The 3799-nt window shown below is 59.3% G+C and carries 2 protein-coding genes and 3 pseudogenes; 2 read left to right on the top strand and 3 right to left on the bottom strand.

Going from position 1 to position 3799, the window contains the following annotated elements:
- Positions 1 to 407 (bottom strand): annotated as a pseudogene (locus tag D769_RS32885) (IS21 family transposase); the annotation flags it as partial.
- Positions 408 to 1119: 712 nt separating this feature from the next.
- On the opposite strand from D769_RS32885, the gene D769_RS30485 reads away from it, so the two are divergent.
- The gene (locus tag D769_RS30485) at positions 1120 to 1398 is read left to right on the top strand and encodes a hypothetical protein (protein ID WP_008652601.1); all 279 of its coding nucleotides are present in this window, start codon (positions 1120 to 1122) and stop codon (positions 1396 to 1398) included.
- Between the two features lie 650 nt (positions 1399 to 2048).
- Positions 2049 to 3083: pseudogene (locus D769_RS30480) on the top strand (IS110 family transposase).
- Between the two features lie 319 nt (positions 3084 to 3402).
- On the opposite strand, the pseudogene D769_RS31625 reads toward D769_RS30480, so the two are convergent.
- Together D769_RS31625 and D769_RS32575 are read right to left on the bottom strand one after the other, a co-directional pair.
- A pseudogene (locus D769_RS31625) lies at positions 3403 to 3535 on the bottom strand (transposase domain-containing protein); the annotation flags it as partial.
- Positions 3526 to 3799: hypothetical protein (locus D769_RS32575; RefSeq protein WP_206537011.1), on the bottom strand; the 274-nt coding region annotated here is incomplete at its 5' end. The gene D769_RS32575 and the pseudogene D769_RS31625, both read right to left, overlap by 10 nt.

Raw genomic sequence — 3799 nt, 5'->3', positions numbered from 1 at the left:
AGGAATTCCAGTCGGTCGAATTGCTTTGGCGCTTGGTGGCGCAAGGACCGAACGAAACGCTTGACGCTTTCGTAGCTGGCGGTGAAGCCGTACTGATCGACGAGATCTTGGTAGATCGCCGTGGCGTTCCGATGCAGTTGCACCTGGGCTCGCACAAACTCCTGGTATGGCGCGCACGCCGACAATTGATGTGCACCAGTTGCCGGTGGTCGGGGTGGGGGAATTTGCGGCTCAGAGCCGGTGGTCACCGTGGGGGAGTTTGCCTGCTGGGCGGCGGCAAATTACGCTTGATACCCCCGAATCGTCTTGCGATCGACGCCGGTGATCCGGGCGATCTCCCTCTGACCCTTGCCCGCGGCGATTAGCGTAGCGATGGTGGTCTGTAGATGTGGCTTCAAGACGTTCACTCCGGCAACCCCTCTGCTTCTTATTCGAGGGGAACAAGGTAACGTCCTGCCTGGCGCTCACATCACTTGCAGCGCCCCTTCAGATGGGGGAGTTTGAGGTGACCACAGATGGGGGAATTTGGCCGACCATCGGGGAAGACGGTGGAGCAACAGGGCGTAGCTACACTTCACCGCCTGCGCCAGGGTTGGGTAGAGGAGCGTACTGCTCTCATCAATGGGCTGCGCGGCTTACTTGTCGAATTCGGGATCACCATACCTCAGCGAATCGAGGCCTTGCGTCGAGTCCCAGAAATACTTGAAGACGCCGACAATGAATTGCCCGGTATTGCACGCCGCGCGCTCTATTCGCGCGTGGGGACACCTCAAAGTTCTCAATGAACGGATGCGAGAAGTGGATCGGCAGATCGAGCAGTGCGCGAGGCAGGATGACCGCGCCTCCCGCATTATGGCGCTGCCTGGAATCGGTCCGATCACGGCAAGCGCGGTAGTCGCCGCCGTCGGAAGCGCACGCAAGTTCAAGAATGGCCGCGAATTCGGGGCGTGGCTAGGTCTCACGCCCCGGCACGGGGGATGCGGCCCGGATGGGCTGTCCCCTATGCCGATCATGACAGGATCGTAATACGCGGGTAATTCAGTAGAGCAGGTCTGGTAGCTAGACTGTGAACACGGTGAGCGATCAAAGACTCACAAACATTGACTCCGGAGAGATTCCATGAAGACGATTCACACTACCCTGATTGCTGCTGCCCTCACGATTGCCGCTGCCGGTTCCGCCTTCGCCGCAACGCCAGACGGGCAAATCCACCGCCCGCGCGATCCATACACGGACGGCGGACGTGCGGCAGTCAACGACATTTACGCTGGCGGTGCACGCATCGACAAGCGCGACGTGTTCACCGACGGCGCACGCCTGGGCCAACGTGACGTATTTACCGACGGCTCGCGTATCGGGCTGCGTGATGTGTTCACCGATGGCGCACACGGAATTTGACGCGTAGCCGTATCTGAAGCTGAGACAGACCTCTGTGGGGGAGCTAGGCACCCGTCAGTTGGTTGGCTCTTGGTGCTCTTTCGCTTTATCCCGATGGCGAAAGCTTCCGAAGCTTGCTCTCCCTGAGGGCAAGCTTTTTTTCCGTCCGCATGCGTCGAGCCGACGCTGTACACGATGCGGCTGTGCCGCTTGCAATGGCCCCGCATCGCCTCGTGTATTACTGAACGCCGGATCCGGCACCAATGATGAAAAATGAACCGCATCGTGTGCGGCGTCTGCAGTTCATCTGTTGAGAGAGCCTAGCCGCCTGTGAAAGGGGGCCCTTTGATTTCCATGCACTTTACCGGGGTAGCCACCCCCTAGCATCCATGTGGGTTTGCGGGCGGCGCTCGCCTGATACCCCTGTCAAATCAGTCACTTGCTGACTGGTCCTTTGCTCCCCATCCTGAACCGTTGATCGCCCCCTGGGCGCAGGTAGCGCGCCGGCGAGCCCGTGCAATACCCTGTTTTGGCAAGATTTTTTGTGCAGCGGAGACGGCGCAATGGTCGGGAAAGAGTAACCAATGGGATGGACGCCCCCATCCAATAGCGGCATCAATGTGCCAAAGTGGAAGTGTAATCGACCACTCAAATCGAGAGGAGCGTCCACCATGCAGATTACGACAATTAGGCTCGACCTGGCCAAGAATGTATTTCAGGTCCACGGCGCGGACGAGCGAGGAAAGATGGTGCTGCGTAAGCAATTGCGGCGTGATCAAGTCGCAGCGTTCTTCGCCAATCTTCCCAGTTGTCTGGTTGGGATGGAAGCCTGCGGCAGCGCACATCATTGGGCCCGCAAACTGCAGGTGCTCGGGCATACGGTCCGCCTGATGGCGCCTCAGTTCGTGAAGCCTTATGTCAAGAGCAATAAGAATTATGCGGCCGATGCGCAAGCCATCTGTGAAGCTGTGACGCGACCGACGATGCGGTTTGTACCAATAAAAAACGTCGAACAGCAGACAGTGCTCTCACTGCACCGTGTGCGCCAGGGCTTCATAAAGGCTCGTACGGCGCAGGCCAACCAGATCCGTGGCCTATTGGCTGAGTACGGCCTTGTTGTGCCGCAAGGTATTACCTACATCGCCCTGCGTGTGCCGGAACTGATCAAAGACGCGACCAACGACTTTCCAGGTGCATTCCGGCAGCTTATCGACTGACTGCTCGAGCACTTAAAGTTGTTATACCGACAGGTCGACGAGATTGAGGCCCAGATCAAGGCCTGGCATCGCGATGACGAGATCAACCGCCGACTAGAACAGGTGCCCGGAATCGGTCCGATCACGGCCAGCGCCCTGTCTGCGACGGTCGGCGATGCAAAGAATTTCGAAAACGGAAGACAGCTTGCAGCGTGGTTGGGACTTGTGCCACGACAGCATTCCACCGGCGGTAAAGCAAAGTTGCTTCGCATGAGTAAGCCGGGCGATGCGTACCTTTGAACATTGCTCATACACGGGGCCCGGTCGGTCATCTACCGAGCGACCCAGAGGAACGATCCTGACAGTTGGCTGGTCAAGCTGACCATTCGTCGAAACGCCAACGTCGCAGCAGTCGCGTTTGCCAACAAGACGGTAAGAATCGTATGGGCTTTGCCTGTCCACGACCGGGAGTTCCGACCTGACTACACACCTGTTGTCGCAGCCGCGTAGTCAAGTTTGCCAGTCTGAATAAGCTGCATTGAGAGAGGATCACACCACAGATTGCTCAGGCAATCACGAAGTGATGGCAAGACAGGTAAAACCGTGGTTGGCACAGCCCGCCGCCGGACGAGGCACCAAGAGTGCGTGTAACCGATCGAGGCGCCGACCAGCAGATCCCATCAGGGACAGCAAGCATGCCATGCTTGCATCAAAAGTCCGAATGTACGGGAGCAATCTTCCTCTTCGCGTCGTCACGAACTGAAAGCTTGGCAAACTGGGGGCGTCCATGTACGTCCGACGGACAGCGTTCTTGACGACGGGGTTGCTTTCAGGCGGCGCTCGAGCGGATCTGCCCAGCCATGGCCCATGGCAGCAGTTCGCTGATGCAATTGACGGGATGATCGGCGATGCGCGCAATGACGTGGCGCAGGTAGGCCTCGGGCGAGACCGTTCAGCTTGGCTGCCGCAGCCGACCATCAATTACCGTGCTCGCGCATCCATCGAATCTCGTGCTCACGCACACATGCGGCTCGTCCTCGGCGCGCTGCGCACCGTCCGCCGTCCCGTCCTCGAGCGGTTGCTGACGCATTGTCACCACCTGGACATCCGCCTGGTACTCGCCACGCTGGCCGGCCAACTCGACGCGCCCTGGGCGCAGTGGGTGGAGCGACACCTTGCCGCACGGCCGCTTAGCGCGCCGTGACGGCGTGCGCCACGCCGGGGCC

It is taken from the genome of Cupriavidus sp. HMR-1 (assembly GCF_000319775.1).
GTDB lineage: Bacteria > Pseudomonadota > Gammaproteobacteria > Burkholderiales > Burkholderiaceae > Cupriavidus > Cupriavidus metallidurans.
Note: the sequence above shows the minus strand (reverse complement) of the source record. Positions and strands in the feature narration are given on the sequence as shown.